We start from the raw sequence: 17355 nt of genomic DNA on the forward strand, positions 1-17355 counted from the left end.
GTGTCAAATGGAAACAGTTAGATTAAATAAGTTGTTATCCCATCAGCAAGATATTTTATCTAAAATAGCGCTTGGACTCCCGTTTGAGGATGTTCTTGATGAAATTTGCTTATCGATAGAAGAACTTATTGATGAAAAATCCGCTAAATGTTCTATTTTGTCACTAAACAAAGGGCAATTGCTGCACTGTGCCGCGCCTAACATTGAGGATGGTTATTGTCAGGCAATCAATGGGGTTCACATAGGTCCAAATGTTGGCTCGTGCGGTACTGCTGCTTATTTAGGCGAGCGCGTTATTGTTGAAGACATAGCTAATTCATCGTTGTGGGCTGATTTTAAAGACGTCGCTTTACAGTTTGGATTGCAGTCGTGTTGGTCTACCCCTGTTATTTCAACTAAATCTAGTATTTTAGGCACGTTTGCCATTTACCACGATAAGCCCAAAAAGCCTTCACCTTTCGAACTTGAATTAATCGACTATTTTGTAAATTTCACAAGTATTGCACTTGAAAAAAACGCTGAGTACATAAAAGTTAACCAGCTCATTACTGATTTAGAAAAAAGTAATGAAAAATTTGCAGCTTTTACAAAGGTTATGCCCGATTTAACACTTATAATTAGTGAAGAGGGTGAGTATATGGATATTTATGGCACCACCGACGCGCTTTTATACAAATCACAATCTGACTTAATAAATAAAAAAATTAATGACGTAATGCCTGCTGAAGATGCCACATCAATAATGGCGGTAATAAATAAAACATTGCTCACAAACGATGTTCAAGTATTTGAATACGAATTAGATATCGACGGCAAAATAATGGTTTTTGAAGGTCGTACATCACCCATTAAAGATTACCAATCAGATAACCCATCTCAGCGTTACATTGTTTGGGTTGCACGCGATATAACAACAAGAAAAAAAGCAGAGCTAGAAGTAGAAAGGCTTGCCTTTTATGACCCATTAACAGGTTTGCCAAATAGACGAATGCTGAATGACAAATTATCAGCCTATGTTGAGAATATAAAGCAAAGCGATGTGATCGGTGCGTTATTATTTCTAGACTTAGATAATTTTAAACGAATAAACGATTCAGTAGGCCACAGCGCGGGTGATGAAGTTCTTGTAGAGCTTTCAAAACGATTTAGTGGTGTTGTTAGTGAAAAAGATACATTAGCGCGTGTTGGTGGCGATGAGTTTATTATATTGCTTGAATATGTTGGTGATAATACAGAAAGTGCAATTTTAGAGTCTGAAAAAATAGCAAAAATAATACAAAGTGTTTTTTATGATAAATTTGAAGTGGGCCGCTTAGCCTTTCAGGTCAGTTGTAGCATTGGTATTTGTTTAATAGATAAAAGCAACCATTTAACCGATAACATTCTTAAATTTGCTGATACGGCTATGTACCGTTCTAAAATGAAAAACGGCAATAGCTGCAGCTTTTATGATCCCGAGTTACAAGCATTGCTTGAAAACCAGGCCGAACTTGAAACCGACATTGTAAGAGCCATTGCACACGATGAGTTTAGTGCGTATTTTCAGCCGCAAATAAATGCAAATGGTAAAATTACGGGTGCTGAGGCTTTAATTAGATGGCATCACCCAAGTAAGGGGCTAATTGCGCCTAATGACTTTATTCCAATCGCTGAGCAAAATGGGGTTATTCAAAAGCTCCAAAACACCGTTCTGCGTGATATTTGTATTTTAATAAATGAGCTTAATAGCAAGCAGCTGATTGATGATTCATTTAAAGTGTCAATCAACATCAGTCAAGTCCAGTTCAATTCAACGACGTTAAAAACGGAATTATTAAATGTTGTTAATGATTATAATGTTAATCCATCGAATATTAAGTTAGAGATCACAGAGTCTATGCTTAGCGGCGATATTGCCAGCGTAATATCGCAAATTGATGAGTTAAAGCAGCAAGGTTTTATTTTCTCAATAGATGACTTTGGTACAGGCTATTCGTGTTTAACGCATTTGAGCTCGTTTTCAGTGAATGAATTAAAAGTAGATAAAAGCTTTATAGATAAAATATTAGATAAAGGCACAGGGTTTAGTATTGTGCAAACCATTATTAATTTAGGTAAAAGCCTTAATTTAACAGTTGTTGCTGAAGGTGTTGAAACCGAAGAACAATTTACCGTACTTAAAACAATGAGCGTTGACATGATTCAAGGCTATTTAATTGCTAAGCCTATGAGCTTCAATGATTATTTATGCTGGCATCAGTCTTATTAAAATTTACACACCTTCAATTTTAAATTAACATGCTCTGGTAATTAGGCTGGAGTCTGTCGTAGTATCAAAACGACTAACAAGAATCCTGTTCTTGTTAATCACATTCGTATAAAATTCACCACTTAACGTCCTATAGTTTTCACAATTAACGCAATACAGAGCGAGACTTCCTTATCCTTTCTAATAAAGACACCAGTTCAGTGACCGATTTAACAGTAGTTACTCATAACGGTAATTTTCATGCCGATGATGTATTTAGCATCGCGGTGCTTAAACATGTCTACCCTTCGTTTAATTTAGTACGTACACGTGATAAAGCGCTTATGGACAGTGCTGATATAGTGATTGATGTAGGTGGGCAATACGATCCAGATGCTGGGCGTTTTGATCACCACCAACGTGGTGGCGCAGGGGAACGTGAAAATGGAATACCGTACTCGTCATTTGGATTGGTGTGGCAAAAGTATGGTTTAGCACTGTGTGACAATAATCAAGCAGTTGCAGACAGAGTTGATGCAGGATTAGTTTCAACCATTGATGCAATTGATTGTGGTCATGTTGAGGGTGTTCAGCAGGGTATAAGTTTAAGTCAAACAATTTCAATGTATAACCCAACATGGGAAGAGAGCCCTGAGTTTGATAAGTGCTTTGATGAAGCTGTCGAATTTGCTTCTCGTATGCTGACTCGATTTATAGCGTCAGCAAGTAGCAGTGTCAATGCAAAAGCAATTGTCGCTAAAGCGATAGAAAGTGCTGAAGATCCTCGCGTTATTGTGCTTGAAAAGTACACGCCATGGAAAAAAACAGTCCATATTTTGTCAAGCGAAGCGTTGTACATGGTTTATCCTTCACATTCAGGTCAATGGATACTTCAAACAGTCCCTGTCGAGCCCGGCTCGTTTGAAGATAGAAAGTCGCTTCCTAAAGCATGGGCTGGTTTGTCTGATGAAGACTTCCAAGCACAAACGGGATTAGACGACGCTGTTTTTTGTCACAATGGGCTATTTATTGCTGGCACTAAATCATTTGAGAGCACAATGAAGCTTGCCGAAGTGGCGTTAGCTGAATAAATGATTTAGCTTCAATAGTTAATTAGCCTGATTCTGAAATCAAATCTCAAAAGCAGACTTCAGGCTAAGTAATTAATTTGCTCCTACGCAGTTGTTTAAACCACACCTAAAATTACCCCTCAATATATGAGTGTGTTACCAATCTGAGCTTTTCTTAAAGCTAGGCCCTATAAAATAAGGTTTTGTTGGTCATGCTGTTTACTATTTATTTTTAATATTAAAAATCACTCGTTACGAGTAAAAATACTTGTTGGACTTAAGGGTCTATTTTTCTTTTAATGCGCGCAATTAGCCGAACCGGCATTCATTAAATAAAAGAGAAAGATAAATGAAAGAGACAACATCACTAGAACAAGCTCGCACGAGTTACAATGTTCGTCATTGGAGCCAAGGTTTTTTTGGTATTAATGATCAAGGTGATGTGTATGTAGCGCCAAAGGCTCAGGCCCCTGAGCAAACTATTGCACTGACAGATATTGCAAAACAACTTCAAGAAAAAGGCTTAAGCTTACCGGCTTTAGTACGCTTTCCACAAATTTTACATCATCGAGTGCACAGTTTATGTGGCGCATTTAATACCGCGATTGAAAACTATGGTTACCCAAAAGACTACTTATTAGTTTACCCAATTAAAGTAAACCAACAACGCGAAGTAGTTGAAGAAATAGTAGCAAGCCAAGCCGAATTAGAAAAAAAACAATTAGGACTTGAGGCGGGCAGCAAACCAGAGCTATTAACTGTTTTGGCAATGGCAGAAAAAACCAGTGCAGTGATTGTATGTAATGGCTACAAAGACAAAGAATATGTGCGCTTAGCACTGATTGGCGAAAAGCTAGGCCACAAAGTATACATAGTGCTTGAAAAGCTCTCTGAGCTCGACATGGTACTTAGCCAAGCAAAGGCGCTAAATGTTAAACCGCGTATTGGTATTCGCGTTCGTTTAGCATCGCAGGGTAAAGGTAAGTGGCAAGCAAGTGGCGGTGAAAAATCTAAATTTGGTTTATCAGCGTCGCAAGTTTTACATGTAGTAAACCGTTTAAAAGAGGCAGGCCAACTTGATTTAATGCAACTTGTGCATTTTCACTTAGGCTCGCAAATGGCAAACATTCGCGATGTGCGTTTAGGTGTTAGCGAAGCCGCGCGTTTTTACTGTGAGCTACGCAAATTAGGTGCAAGCATTGAGTGCTTAGATGTAGGGGGCGGTTTAGCTATTGATTACGATGGTACCCGCAGCCAATCGCATAACTCAATGAATTACAGCTTAGCTGAGTATGCAAATAACATTGTGTACACCATAGGTGATACGTGTAAGCAGTACGCGCAGCCCATGCCGACTATTATTTCTGAGTCGGGGCGTGCACTAACGGCGCATCATGCGGTGCTTATATCAAATGTTATAGGCACAGAAAGCTACGTACCAGAACAGCTAAAAGCGCCTGCTGGCGATGCACCGCTTTTATTAAATAATATGTGGGCCTCGTTTGTGCAATTAACCGATTTAACGGATGACCGCGCACTGATTGAAATTTATCACGACAGCCAAGGGGATTTAGCAGAGGCGCATAACCAGTTTGCTCTTGGGCTTTTAGATTTAACGCAGCGTGCGTGGGCAGAGCAAGTTAACTTACGTATTTGTTATGAGCTTAACAAACACATGGATAACAAAAACCGTTTTCATCGCCCGATTATTGACGAGTTAAATGCGCGTTTAGCCGATAAGTTTTTTGTAAACTTTTCGCTTTTTCAATCATTGCCTGATGCGTGGGGGATTGATCAAGTGTTTCCGGTATTGCCATTAAGTGGCTTAACCGAAGCACCAAAAAAACGCGCTGTATTACTTGATATAACCTGTGATTCAGACGGTGCACTTGAGCATTATGTTGATGGTCAAGGCATTGAAAGCACATTACCCGTGCCTGAGTACAGTGCAGATAAGCCTTACTTAATGGGCTTTTTCTTAGTGGGTGCATACCAAGAAATTTTAGGTGATATGCACAATTTGTTTGGCGATACACACAGCGCCATTATCAATATGGATGAGCAAGGCGTTGCCAGCATCAGCGAAATAAACCAGGGCGATACCGTAGCCGATATGATGCGCTATGTGCATTTAGATGTTGAGAGCTTTCAACATTCGTACGCGCAGTTAGTGTCTGCAAAAATAGATAAAAATGAACAGCAAAGCGTTTTAGACGAGTTGCAAAACGGCCTTAATGGCTACACTTATTTAGAAGAGTTATAAGCAATGTCTAGTTTGTTTGGTCATGTTGACCACTCGTTGTATTCAAACGGGATGACGTTTTTACGTCGTCCTATGGTGCAAAATATTAATGCCATTGATGCAGATGTCGTTGTACTAGGCTTACCGTTTGACTTAGCAACATCGGGCCGTCCCGGTGCTCGCTTAGGACCCGATGCTATTCGCAGAGCGTCAGTACATTTAGCCTGGGAAGACACTAAATACCCGTGGACATTTCCTTTATTTGAGCGTTTAACGGTTGCTGATGCGGGGGACTTTACTTATCCGGTAGGCGATCCTGAGTATTTTACGGCACAGCTAGAAATGGCCGCAGAGCAAATACTTCGCCAAGGGGCAACGCTTTTAGGCCTTGGGGGCGATCACTTTGTAACGCTTCCGCTATTGCGCGCGCATGCAAAGATACATGGCAAAATGGCACTGGTTCATTTTGATGCGCACACTGATACATACAGCAATGGCTCGCGTTTTGATCACGGCACTATGTTTTATCATGCACCCATGGAAGGGCTGATTGATGTTGAGCACAGCATACAAATAGGTATTCGTACCGACTTTGACCAATCAAAGCATGAGTTTGCAGTGATTGATGCAATGCAAGCTAACGATTTGCACGCCAATGAAATAGCAGCGCAAATACAAGAACGGGTAGGCGACTTACCCGTTTACCTAACGTTTGATATAGACTGCCTTGACCCGGCATTTGCACCAGGTACAGGCACACCGGTTTGTGGTGGTTTAACATCAGATAAAGTGCTTAAAATACTGCGCGCGCTTAAAGGTATAAATATGGTGGGAATGGATGTGGTAGAGGTATCACCGTCGTATGACCAAAGTGAGCTTACCGCTATTGCCGCGGCAACAATTGCGAGCGAGTTATTGCATTTGTGGACACATAAAAATAAGTACTCACTCTAAAGTGCCCCAATAATAAAAGAGGATGTAAATCCTCTTTTATTATTTAGAGGTATCGATTACTCAAGAGTTTTATTTCTTTCAGCCATATAAAGCTCAAGGCAATAAGCGGTAAGTTGGTAGTAACTGGATTAAATGCTTCTATTAACAAATTTGGCTGCATGAGCGCAACGGCCCCTAACAGGCCGCATAATAAGAAAATATTTAACCAAACTAGCTGTTTATTTTTATAAAATATAATTAGTAACAGCCCAAAAATAACCTCAGCAATACCGGCACCACGCGTAATCAAATCAGACACTTGTGCAGAATAGCCAGCGCTGCCAGTCATTAACTTTTCAAGAGGGGCAACGTGATAAATCTTTGGAAAAAAGCCATGATACATCCAACTCAACCCCACAATATAGCGTGCAATTTGTATATAACCGCGGTTATTTCCTAGCATTATCTATTCGCTCCTGTGAGCTGGGGTGGCTTGATAAGTATTCGAGTAAGTTATTTACCTTTTTAAGGTGTTCATTTTCAGTGGTATGCGCACTTTGCAAAGCTTCAATTGCATCGGCAAAATCGTTGCTTGAATAGCCTAAGTTTTCTAGTTGAGTTAATGCATAACTGTCGGCTTCTCGTTCCATATCTCGCGAAAAGCCTTGTTGGGCAAACGAGGCACCAGTCCCCAAGGCAACCTCCGCTATTCCCTCTAAATCACCGAATATAACGGCAAGTACAACCGTACTTGCTGCCGACTGTGCTGTTATGCGAACACTATGCTGGTGGACGACATGGCCAATTTCGTGAAGTAACACTGCTTTTAGTGCATTGGGTTTATCGGCCAGTAAATTAGCCAATTCATCAGTGACCACAATTCGGCCATGAGGGAGTGCAAACGCATTAGCACCAAAGCTTTGGGATTTATAAAACGAAAGCCTATACACCGACTTTTCAAGTGCAAGCTCATCAAGCATAGTCTTAAAGTGTCGCTGAACTCTTGCTTGTTGTTCGTCAGGTAACTCTGTTGGGTCGAGTGCTAATTTTTTAATTACAGCAAAACTTTGCTCACCCATTTGTTCAACAACGCTATGCGGTAGAGTATCAACACTGTAAACAGCAATTGCGGGCACAACTTTGTATAGCATTAACCACATAAAAAGAGGTGTAACTACAATTGCTGCAATAATAGCCCACTTATTTTTTTCAAACCGCTCTAGTGAGTGATTATTTTTAGCGTTAAATGCCCACCTAAAATCTACATCAAGCGGAATAAAGCGACCACCATCGTCAAAGCTTAGTTCGTCGGCAAGACCTGCAATCGCCGAACTTAAATTAAGTTCGTTAATTGCATAGCGGACAGGTTCGTCGTTACCGTGATTAATTTCAACGTGTGAGCCACTAATTTTAGCGACACACAGCTGATAATTACTCGAAGCGTTTGGAAAATAATGTCCCTGAACGTTCATAATAAACTCTTATGTTAACGACAAATCAATATCAAATACGTTAGCCGCTTCCTCAGCAAAGGATGATTGCTGCTCTTGCGTTGTATCTATTAAGTTTAATGCGCCAGGGTATATATCAACAGTTGTAGCTTCGGCAAGCATTTTTGATGTACGAATTTGTGTCCAGGGATAAGCAAGCCCTAATGAAAACACAATAGCTAACATGTTGGTTAAAAGTAAAATGGCGTAAGGAATAGGTTTAAGCTGTGATTTAAACGATGCTACATCTTCAAATTGGCTATTATTAAAAATATGATTTCTAATTGCCGCTTTCCATACCGCGGTTACTATGGCAATCATCACGACGTAAGCAATCATTAAACCACCAAACATAACCCCCATTTTTGCAGGGTCTTGAGCTGCTTGTTGGTTTTCTACATTGAGTAAATCAAGTCCAAATAGTCCTAAAATAGCCATAAATATCACCATGGTGATAGAGCTCACTACAAAACAAATAAGGGCTGTTAGGTAGTAGGTTTCACCTTTGAGCTTTACGGCTAATGGCTTATTACCGTAACTAATATTACTGTGAATGTAAGTATCTATGCGCTTTAAAACATAAGGCATTAATAAATAAAGTGTAAATACACTGGCAATAGGTAAAAGAATAAAGTTAATGAAGGCTTCGCCGTAATCCCCTTTAAATGCAAAACGCACATTACGATGACGGGTCATACGCATATTAAAACGTAAGCCTTGGTTAATAATCCACGGCATTAAAAAAATAAAAGCGATGGCAAATACAAAGCCTATCAGTGGAAAAAAGCTGACAGCAAAGGTGTAAATTAAAAATACAATGACCGCTAAAATACGGCCTTTTAAAATTTGCATTGGAGTAGCTAAGTAGTCAAAGCTGTGGCCATCTATACGAGTATGCCCATAAAAATAGCGCATTGTACGCACTTTTGCCCAGGCAGAATAAATGCCCAATGTTAGTACGCTTAGTAAGATATTAACTATCCAAATACCAAAAAACTCACCGCCTTTGCCACTAAATTGCACTTTAGAGCTAGATAACGGGGTGAGTGGATTCGCGCTAGATTCGTTTGATTGTGAAGGGGTTGGGTGTATTGATTCCATTAAAAGCCATTCCATGTTGTTTTTTTGTTAATTTACCGATTTTAAGTGCAAAACTCAATATTTATCCCTGCAATCGGACTTTTAATCTCTAAGGTGAGTTCAAACTAGGTGATACATTTTTTATAATGAACTCTGTTATACTGGGCGGATAATTTTATGGGGCTGTTATGATTTCAAAAAACCAACTCAAACTTATTCGCCAACTTGGCCAAAAAAAGTACCGAAAGCAATATAATCAATACCTTGTACAAGGCGAAAAAAACGTACTTGAGTTGCTTAATAGCACACTAAACGCAGTTGATGTATTTGCAACTTCGGCGTTTATAAATGCTCATCAAAGCTGTTTTCCAAGCACCCATATCATTGAAGCCGACGAGGACGTTCTTACTAAAGCGAGCACGCTAGTAAGTAATAATGCCGCAATTGCAATTGTTGATATGCCAAAAGCCGACTTACCCAAAATAAAAGGGTTAATATTGGCTCTTGATGGCGTGTCTGATCCTGGCAATTTAGGCACAATAATAAGGGTGGCAGACTGGTATGGTATTAAACACATTGTTACCAGCACAGACAGTGCAGATGCCTATAACCCAAAAACAATTAGCGCCACAATGGGGTCATTTGTAAGAGTTTCAGTTAGTCAGGTCGATTTACCTGCTTACCTACAAACACTCAAGTTACCAATTTACGGTGCGTTTTTAGATGGCCAAAGCGTACACAAAACACAGTTTAATGGCGAAGGTGTATTGTTAATGGGGAGCGAATCTCATGGCATACGACAAGCCTGTGCGGGTTTAGTGACCGATAAAATAACAATTCCTGCATTTGGCGAGGCCGAGTCGCTCAATGTTGCTATGGCAACAGGGATTATTTTAGATAATTTTAAGCGACAAGCTTAACAAACGCGTGTTTTTTAAGTTAAATTGCCCATGAATAACAACAATAATAAATTGGTAAAACAACAAGATGCGCTTAAGCACTATTAAATTAGCGGGCTTTAAATCGTTTGTAGAGCCCACTAAAATTCCGTTTCCAGATCAAATGACCTGCGTTGTTGGGCCAAACGGCTGTGGCAAATCTAACGTGATTGATGCGGTAAGATGGGTGCTTGGAGAAAGCTCAGCTAAAAACTTGCGTGGCGATGCCATGACAGATGTTATTTTTAATGGGTCAACTAATCGTAAAGCCATTTCGCAAGCTTCTGTAGAGCTAATTTTTGATAACTCATTAGGCGAGCAAGAATTAAAAAATACCTTTGCCGATAGAAACCAAATAGCGATTAAGCGTTTAGTAACACGTGATGGCCAATCGTTGTACTTTTTAAATGGCAGCAAATGCCGCAAGCGTGACATAACTGATATATTTTTAGGCACTGGGCTTGGTCCTCGCAGTTATGCGATTATTGAGCAAGGGATGATATCGCGCTTAATTGAAAGTAAACCTCATGAACTTCGCGTGTTTTTAGAGGAAGCCGCGGGCGTATCTAAATACAAAGAGCGTCGCCGCGAAACGCAAACGCGGATTAAAAGTACCCGAGAAAATTTAGAACGTTTATTAGATGTTCGTAAAGAGTTGCAAAGCCAACTTGATAAATTGGCTATTCAGTCACTAGATGCTAAAAAATACCGTGAACTTAAAGCAACAGAGCGCACATTAAAAGGTCAAGTAGCTGTTTTAAAATGGCAAAAGCTGCATCAACAACAATTAGACAAAAGCGAGCAAATCAAAAAGCTTAATGAGCAAATAAGCTTTTTTAAAACGGCTCACTCAGGGCACGATGATGTGCTTGCAACACTTGAAGGAGAGGTACAAGCTCAGCAGGATAAATTAAGTGATGCGCAGCACCAGCAACATATTACTCATACCGAGTTAACTCGAGCCGAACAGCAAAAAATTAGTGTTAAACAACAAATACAGTCACTTAAACAAAGCTTAATAAAATTACAACAACGCCAAACAGATAGCCTTGAGCAAAAAGCGCAACAGCAGCACATATGCGAAGAACTTGATGAAGCACTGCAAGAGGCAATAGAAAGCAGTTTAATGTGCGAAGAGCAAGTGAGTGAATTGTCATTTGAGCTTGAGGGATTGCAGGGTACTAAGCAGCGAAGTTATTCGAATTGGCAAACACTCAACGAACAACAGCAACACCTTACCACTCAGGTGCAGTCGCAAAGTAGTGAAATAAAGCACACGCAACAGCAAATAAATCATGTTAATGAGCAACTTAGCCAATTAAATTTACAGCTTGATGAACTAAAAAATAATAATGTAGAACAGCAGCTGGCCGAGCAAAAACAGCAGCGCCAAGCACTCACTGAGGCGCTTGCAAAAAATCAAAGCGCGCTTGCGCAATGTGAAGTTAAATTGACTCAGCAAAATAGGCTGGTTGATGAAACTCAAGACAATCATAAAACACTGACACATAAAGAAAATGAACTAAACGCCCGTATTGCTGGGCTTAAAAGTGCATTGGGGTTAGATGAAGAGGTCACTAACTCAACTGGGGTTTTAAGTCAGCTCATAGTGCAAGATGGTTTTGAGCCACTAATAGAGCAAGCACTTAAGTCGCTCACGCATTTAAGTGTAACAGAGCAGCAATCAACTAATAGTATATGGCCAAGCAGTCAGCCTTCACTTAAGGCAAGCTTGGCAGATTATATTACCGCTGGCGTTTACCCTGACTTACTCACGCGAATTGGCTATAGCGAACACGCCGATTTAACCATGCTAAATGATGACTATTACATTGCGATAATGGATAAAAAAGGCGAATTGCATGGTCGTAATTGGCACGTAAACGCAGACAGTAACACCGACAACTCATTGCTAATAAAGCATAAGCAACTTCACGCGCACACCGATGAGGTAATACAGGTTAAAAGTCAGCTTGAACAGGTCAAAAGTGAGCTTGAACAATACACTGTAATACAAGCAGAACTTAATACCGAGCAAAAAGCACTCAAAGACGTTATTCATCAGCTTGCTCAACAAATTGCTATTTCAAGTACCCGAAGCGATATGCTCACAGAGCAAGTTACTCAACATCAACATCAGCTATCAAAAATAAAAACACAAGAGCAAGCGATAAGTGCGTCACTGGTGCAACTCAATAAGCAGCTTGATGAACAAACCGAGCAATATGAACTATTTGTTGAGCAGCAATTAAATTTAACAGATGAAACTGAGATTGCGAATGATGAGCGCATGCTCAGCGATAAAAATTATAGCCAAGCACTCAGCGCATTGGAGCAATACAAAACGCAGGCTCATCAGGCAAGCTTAAGTCAGCAAAAAGCACGTAGTGAATGGCAGTTAAGTCAAACAAAACTGAGCCATGCAGCGCAAGCCTATGAAGAGGCAAAACAAGGGGCTGAAGAATTAGTTTTGGAAATAGAGGCGTTACTTATTCCAGAAGAAACACTCAGTGAATCAATTTCAACCTTACTAGAAAAGCATCAGCATGGTGAACAACGATTAACGCAATTACAAAACAATTTATCACAAGCTAAAGACGCCTTGCATACAAAGCAAGCTAGTCTTAAAAATTCGCAAGGTGAGCTGCAAGGGCTTCAAGAACAACATCAAAAATTAACACTTGAAGAGCAGAGCTTATTAATAAAGGCACAAGCTGCACTCGAGCCATTAGAAGAGCTTAAACAAAGCTTAAAAGCCGTACTTGAAACATTACCTGACGACTTAACCCTAAATTCAGCGCAAAACCAATTAACAGGTATTACAAATCAGCTAGACAAGCTGGGTGCGGTTAACTTAGCAGCTATAGAAGAGTTTGATGTTGCAAAACAGCGCAGTGAGTATTTAGATAATCAGTTAGAAGATTTAACTAAAGCGTTAAATACCCTTGAAGGGGCTATTCGGAAAATAGATACCGAAACAAAAACACGCTTTAAAGCCACGTTTGATCAAGTTAATGAAGACTTTGCACAGCTGTTTCCTAAAGTTTTTGGTGGAGGGAGTGCGTATTTGGAATTAACCAGTGACGATTTACTTGAAAGTGGTGTTAGTATAATGGCACGGCCGCCAGGTAAGAAAAATTCAACTATTCACTTGTTAAGTGGTGGAGAAAAAGCGCTGACGGCATTATCATTAGTGTTTTCTATATTCAGGCTAAATCCAGCCCCGTTTTGTATGCTGGATGAAGTTGACGCACCATTAGATGACGCAAACGTTGTTCGCTTTTGCCGTTTGGTGGAAGAAATGTCACAATCAGTGCAATTTATTTATATAAGCCATAACAAAATTGCAATGGAGATGGCGGGGCGTTTAACCGGTGTGACTATGGCAGAGCCGGGTGTATCTCGAATGGTCGCAGTAGATATTGAACAAGCGGTGCAACTTGCACACGCATAAATTTTTATAACACGTGTATTAGTTTTTAATTACTATACAGGTTTTAGGCATAACAAATAATAAAAGGTGAGGGGATGGCCGAACAATTAAGATGGGTTTTAATCATTATCAGTGTGATTGTCATTGGTGGCTTATTAGTCCATGGTTTATGGTCTGTAAGAAAAAAAGAGAGCCCAGATACGTCCGTTAATGAACGGGTTGAACCACTCCAAGAAAGCCAAACAGCTTCCTCTCATTCATATAGTCAAAAAGCTGAGCCAAAAGAGCCGGTAATTAGTGAGCGTGACGAACCACAGCTAGGTGAACTTAACTTTGATGCTAATGAGCCTCAAATTGAGCCCAGCGCGCCAGAGGTTCCTATTGAAGATGACCTGAGTGTTGTTGACGATTTAGAGTCGGTTGAGCAAACTAATGAACAACCAAAAGAGCCTGTACCCGATTTTGTTATTGTACATATACAAATGCCAGAAGGGTTAACTATGCAAGGCAGCAAGTTATTACCTGCTGTGAATACGCTTGGTTTTAAATATTCTGAAGAGGGCTTTTTTAATCGTCATTTAGACCCTGCAGGCCAAGGACCAGTGTTGTTTAGATTAGTTAATATGTACAACCCAGGAACGTTCGATATAGACAATATGGAACAGTTTAGCACCGCAGGTGTTAGCTTATTTATGACCTTGCCGTGTGACGGTGACGGACTAGCAGCCTTTAATATGTTGCACAGTGCGGCTAAAAAAATAGCCGACGAATTCGGCGCGCACATATTAGACGCAGAACGCGAAGAAATGAGTGTTGAGCGTGTAAGGCAATATGTTGAGCAGGTTCGTGCTTTTTCAGCGTAACAATTTGTAATATATAATTTTTACAAGCCACTGGGCGATATCGTCAAAGTGGCTTTTTTATGTTTTTTGAGGTTTAAATGTCTAGCAGCATTAGTGAGCAAATTAATCATCTTCGTACCCTATTAGAGCAGCACAATTATAATTATTATGTGCTTGATACCCCAAGCATTCCTGATGCTGAATACGATAGGCTATTACGCGAACTCAGTGCGCTTGAAACACAAAATCCTGAATTTTTATCTGCTGACTCACCGACTCAAAAAGTAGGTGGTGCAGCGCTTAGTAAATTTGAGCAAGTTGCTCATCAAGTGCCAATGCTATCGCTTGATAATGCGTTTAGCGAAGATGAATTTACGGGCTTTAATCGCCGAATAAAAGAGCGCTTAATGAGCACAGATGAGCTCACTTTTTGCTGTGAGCCAAAACTTGATGGGTTAGCGGTATCTATTATTTATCGTGATGGAGTGTTGGTACAAGCTGCAACACGGGGTGATGGCTTTACAGGCGAGAATATTACTCAAAATGTAAAAACAATTCGTAACGTCCCCCTTAAGTTGCGTGGCGACTACCCCAAAGAGCTTGAAGTGCGTGGTGAAGTATTTATGGACAGCGCTGGGTTTGAAAAGCTAAACAATGAAGCGCAAAAGCGTGGCGAAAAAGTATTTGTAAATCCACGTAATGCGGCGGCAGGTAGCCTACGCCAGCTAGACTCTAAAATTACCGCAAAACGCCCACTGATGTTTTATGCATACAGTACTGGTTTGGTTGCTGATGGCTCAATCCCTGAGGATCACTTTCAGCAATTAGAAAAGCTAACTGATTGGGGCTTACCCCTTTGTCCAGAAACAAAGCTGGTGGAAGGGCCACAAGCTGCACTTGATTATTATGATGATATTTTAACGCGTCGCAGTGAGCTTAAATATGAAATTGACGGCGTAGTAATAAAAGTTAATAAAAAAGCCCTACAAGAGCGTTTAGGCTTTGTAGCGCGTGCACCTCGTTGGGCTATTGCCTATAAATTTCCGGCGCAAGAGGAAGTCACTCAACTCCTTGATGTAGAGTTTCAAGTTGGTCGTACAGGTGCAATTACGCCTGTTGCTCGTTTAGAACCTGTGTTTGTAGGCGGTGTAACGGTGTCTAATGCAACGCTTCACAATGGTGATGAAATTGCTCGGTTAGGCGTTAAAGTCGGCGATACAGTGATTATACGCCGTGCTGGTGATGTGATTCCGCAGATAACACAAGTTGTGCTTGAACGCAGGCCCACAGATGCAAGAGACATTGTGTTTCCATCAGCTTGCCCTATTTGTGACTCCCATGTAGAAAAAGTAGAAGGGGAAGCTGTAGCCCGTTGTACTGGTGGCCTAGTATGCCCCGCGCAGCGCAAGCAAGCTATAAAGCACTTTGCCTCGCGTAAAGCACTAGATATAGATGGTCTTGGCGATAAAATTGTTGATCAATTAGTGGACCGTGAGCTTATAAAAACTCCGGCTGATTTATTTATATTAAAGCAAGGTCACTTTGAATCACTTGAACGCATGGGGCCTAAATCGGCTAAAAACTTAGTTACTGCTTTAAATGAAGCAAAAGTCACTACCCTTGCTAAATTTTTATATTCACTGGGTATTCGAGAAGCCGGTGAGGCTACGGCACAGAATTTAGCGAATCACTTTTTAACGCTAGAGAATATTATTAGTGCTAGTGTTGAAAGCCTCACACAAGTAAGCGATGTAGGCGATATTGTGGCATCGCATGTACGAGGCTTTTTTGATGAAGAGCACAATTTAGCGGTGGTCAATGCGCTTATTGAGCAAGGTGTTCATTGGCCTGCGCTAAGTGCACCGTCAGAGGATGAGCAACCGCTGGCGGGGCTTACTTATGTACTTACAGGTACGCTCAATACGCTTAACCGCAATGATGCTAAAGCGCGCTTACAACAGCTAGGTGCAAAGGTGTCAGGTAGTGTATCTGCTAAAACTGATGCTTTAGTAGCGGGTGAAAAAGCCGGTTCTAAACTCACAAAGGCTCAAGATTTGGGGATAGACGTGCTTACAGAGGATGATTTAATCGAGCTCCTTAAAAAGCATAACGGCTAGGAAAATAGTAATGAGCCAATACGGACCTCAATACTGGGATAAATACGGGAGTTATCGCACCCCTGTTGCGTTTCACTTAAGTGTAGTGGTGTTGCTGCGTGCTTATTTTATTTGGGTTATTGCGGCACTGAGCCGACGACCAGAGCTTGACTTAATGTCGTTATTTTTTAGATCTAAAAGCGACTTTTTTATTGCTATTGCCATTGGCAGTATTGCGATATTACCTACGTTGTTATTTTGCTTGCGCCGCCCTCGCGATTCACATAAAGCCACTGACAGATTAGCGAGTATTTGGCGGCATATGCGCTGGCCATTAATTGTATGCGCGCTAATAGATTTAACGTGGCTAATAGTACAAGCGGCACATAGCCATTACCGGTTTTCACTTTTTTTAGCGGTGCAAATGGTTATTGTTTTTTGGGTGCTTTGGTATTTAGTTAAAAGTCGTTATTTAACCGTGTTTTTTAAAGATTGGCCTGAGCCAACAGAAAAAGCATCAGATGACAAAAAAGATCTTAAAAAGGATTCATAGTGGACTCAGTAAACAAAAAAATAGCATTAATCATTGCACTCATCGGTTTTGTGCTTATTGGTTTAATGTTTGCTTTTGAGTTATTTGAAGTTATGTGGTTTAAAGTGTTGATAGGAGTTTGGGTGTTTGTATTTTGTTCAAGCATGTATAGGCTTACACCACTATTTAAAGCGCGAAACCGTTTAGAGCACTTTGTTCAACGCGATGCGCAGCACTTACTAGTGTTTAGCCTAATGGGCTTTTTTGATAAAAAACATGGTCCAAATTGGTTGGTTATACAAAGTATTGAGCGCGTAGTGAGTAAAGATGACGAGCTAATTATTTGTAGCAATAATGACCGGCAACTAAGTGTTAGCTTACCCGTTAAAAAAGCGGAATTAGAGGCGTTTATGCAGCGTATTTTTACTACTGCAGAAAAGCAAACTATTACCTTTGAACAAGCTTGATCGCG

Annotated in this window: 13 protein-coding genes; 10 read left to right on the forward strand and 3 right to left on the reverse strand. The window is 40.4% G+C overall.

What is annotated here, in order from left to right:
* The first annotated feature begins 7 nt into the window (after positions 1-7).
* The 4 genes from MTP24_RS05400 (at position 8) to speB (ending at position 6493) form a co-directional block, all read left to right on the forward strand.
* Entirely contained in the window at positions 8-2248 is a 2241-nt protein-coding gene (locus MTP24_RS05400; RefSeq protein WP_243533121.1) for an EAL domain-containing protein, read from the forward strand.
* 200 nt (positions 2249-2448) lie between these two features.
* Positions 2449-3318 carry an MYG1 family protein gene (locus MTP24_RS05405; RefSeq protein ID WP_243533123.1) on the forward strand — a complete coding sequence of 290 codons (870 nt, stop codon included), beginning with the start codon at positions 2449-2451 and terminating at the stop codon, positions 3316-3318.
* 328 nt (positions 3319-3646) lie between these two features.
* Positions 3647-5560 carry a biosynthetic arginine decarboxylase gene (speA, locus tag MTP24_RS05410; protein ID WP_243533125.1) on the forward strand — a complete coding sequence of 638 codons (1914 nt, stop codon included), beginning with the start codon at positions 3647-3649 and terminating at the stop codon, positions 5558-5560.
* A gap of 3 nt (positions 5561-5563) precedes the next feature.
* Positions 5564-6493, forward strand: a complete 930-nt coding sequence (gene speB, locus MTP24_RS05415; protein WP_243533127.1) for an agmatinase — start codon at positions 5564-5566, stop codon at positions 6491-6493.
* Between the two features lie 43 nt (positions 6494-6536).
* Here the strand turns inward: speB and MTP24_RS05420 are convergent, their stop codons facing one another.
* From MTP24_RS05420 to MTP24_RS05430, 3 genes are read right to left on the reverse strand one after another with little or no spacing between them, the layout of a single operon-like run.
* Positions 6537-6935, reverse strand: a complete 399-nt coding sequence (locus tag MTP24_RS05420) for a DoxX-like family protein (protein ID WP_243533129.1) — start codon at positions 6933-6935, stop codon at positions 6537-6539.
* Positions 6922-7944, reverse strand: a complete 1023-nt coding sequence (locus MTP24_RS05425) for a M48 family metallopeptidase (RefSeq protein WP_243533131.1) — start codon at positions 7942-7944, stop codon at positions 6922-6924. The genes MTP24_RS05420 and MTP24_RS05425 overlap by 14 nt, the downstream gene beginning before the upstream one ends.
* 9 nt (positions 7945-7953) lie before the next feature.
* A complete protein-coding gene (locus MTP24_RS05430; protein ID WP_243533133.1) occupies positions 7954-9063 on the reverse strand; it encodes a YjgN family protein in 1110 nt (369 codons plus the stop codon).
* A gap of 167 nt (positions 9064-9230) precedes the next feature.
* Here MTP24_RS05430 and MTP24_RS05435 point away from each other — a divergent pair, with 167 nt between their 5' ends.
* From MTP24_RS05435 to MTP24_RS05460, 6 genes are all read left to right on the forward strand, one after another.
* Complete coding sequence (locus MTP24_RS05435; protein ID WP_203984129.1) at positions 9231-9962, forward strand: RNA methyltransferase; 732 nt, start codon at positions 9231-9233, stop codon at positions 9960-9962.
* Between the two features lie 67 nt (positions 9963-10029).
* Positions 10030-13434 (forward strand): AAA family ATPase, encoded by a 3405-nt coding sequence (locus MTP24_RS05440; protein ID WP_243533135.1) that lies wholly within the window; start codon positions 10030-10032, stop codon positions 13432-13434.
* A gap of 74 nt (positions 13435-13508) precedes the next feature.
* Positions 13509-14276, forward strand: a complete 768-nt coding sequence (zipA, locus tag MTP24_RS05445; protein WP_039036671.1) for a cell division protein ZipA — start codon at positions 13509-13511, stop codon at positions 14274-14276.
* Between the two features lie 77 nt (positions 14277-14353).
* Positions 14354-16372, forward strand: coding sequence for an NAD-dependent DNA ligase LigA (gene ligA, locus MTP24_RS05450; protein WP_243533137.1), 2019 nt, complete (start codon positions 14354-14356; stop codon positions 16370-16372).
* 10 nt (positions 16373-16382) lie between these two features.
* Positions 16383-16904, forward strand: a complete 522-nt coding sequence (locus tag MTP24_RS05455; protein ID WP_138741031.1) for a DUF2919 domain-containing protein — start codon at positions 16383-16385, stop codon at positions 16902-16904.
* Positions 16904-17350 (forward strand): hypothetical protein, encoded by a 447-nt coding sequence (locus MTP24_RS05460; protein WP_138741030.1) that lies wholly within the window; start codon positions 16904-16906, stop codon positions 17348-17350. The genes MTP24_RS05455 and MTP24_RS05460 overlap by 1 nt, the downstream gene beginning before the upstream one ends.
* Positions 17351-17355: the final 5 nt, after the last annotated feature.

This window comes from Pseudoalteromonas sp. APM04, assembly GCF_022809815.1.
Classification (GTDB): domain Bacteria; phylum Pseudomonadota; class Gammaproteobacteria; order Enterobacterales; family Alteromonadaceae; genus Pseudoalteromonas; species Pseudoalteromonas marina.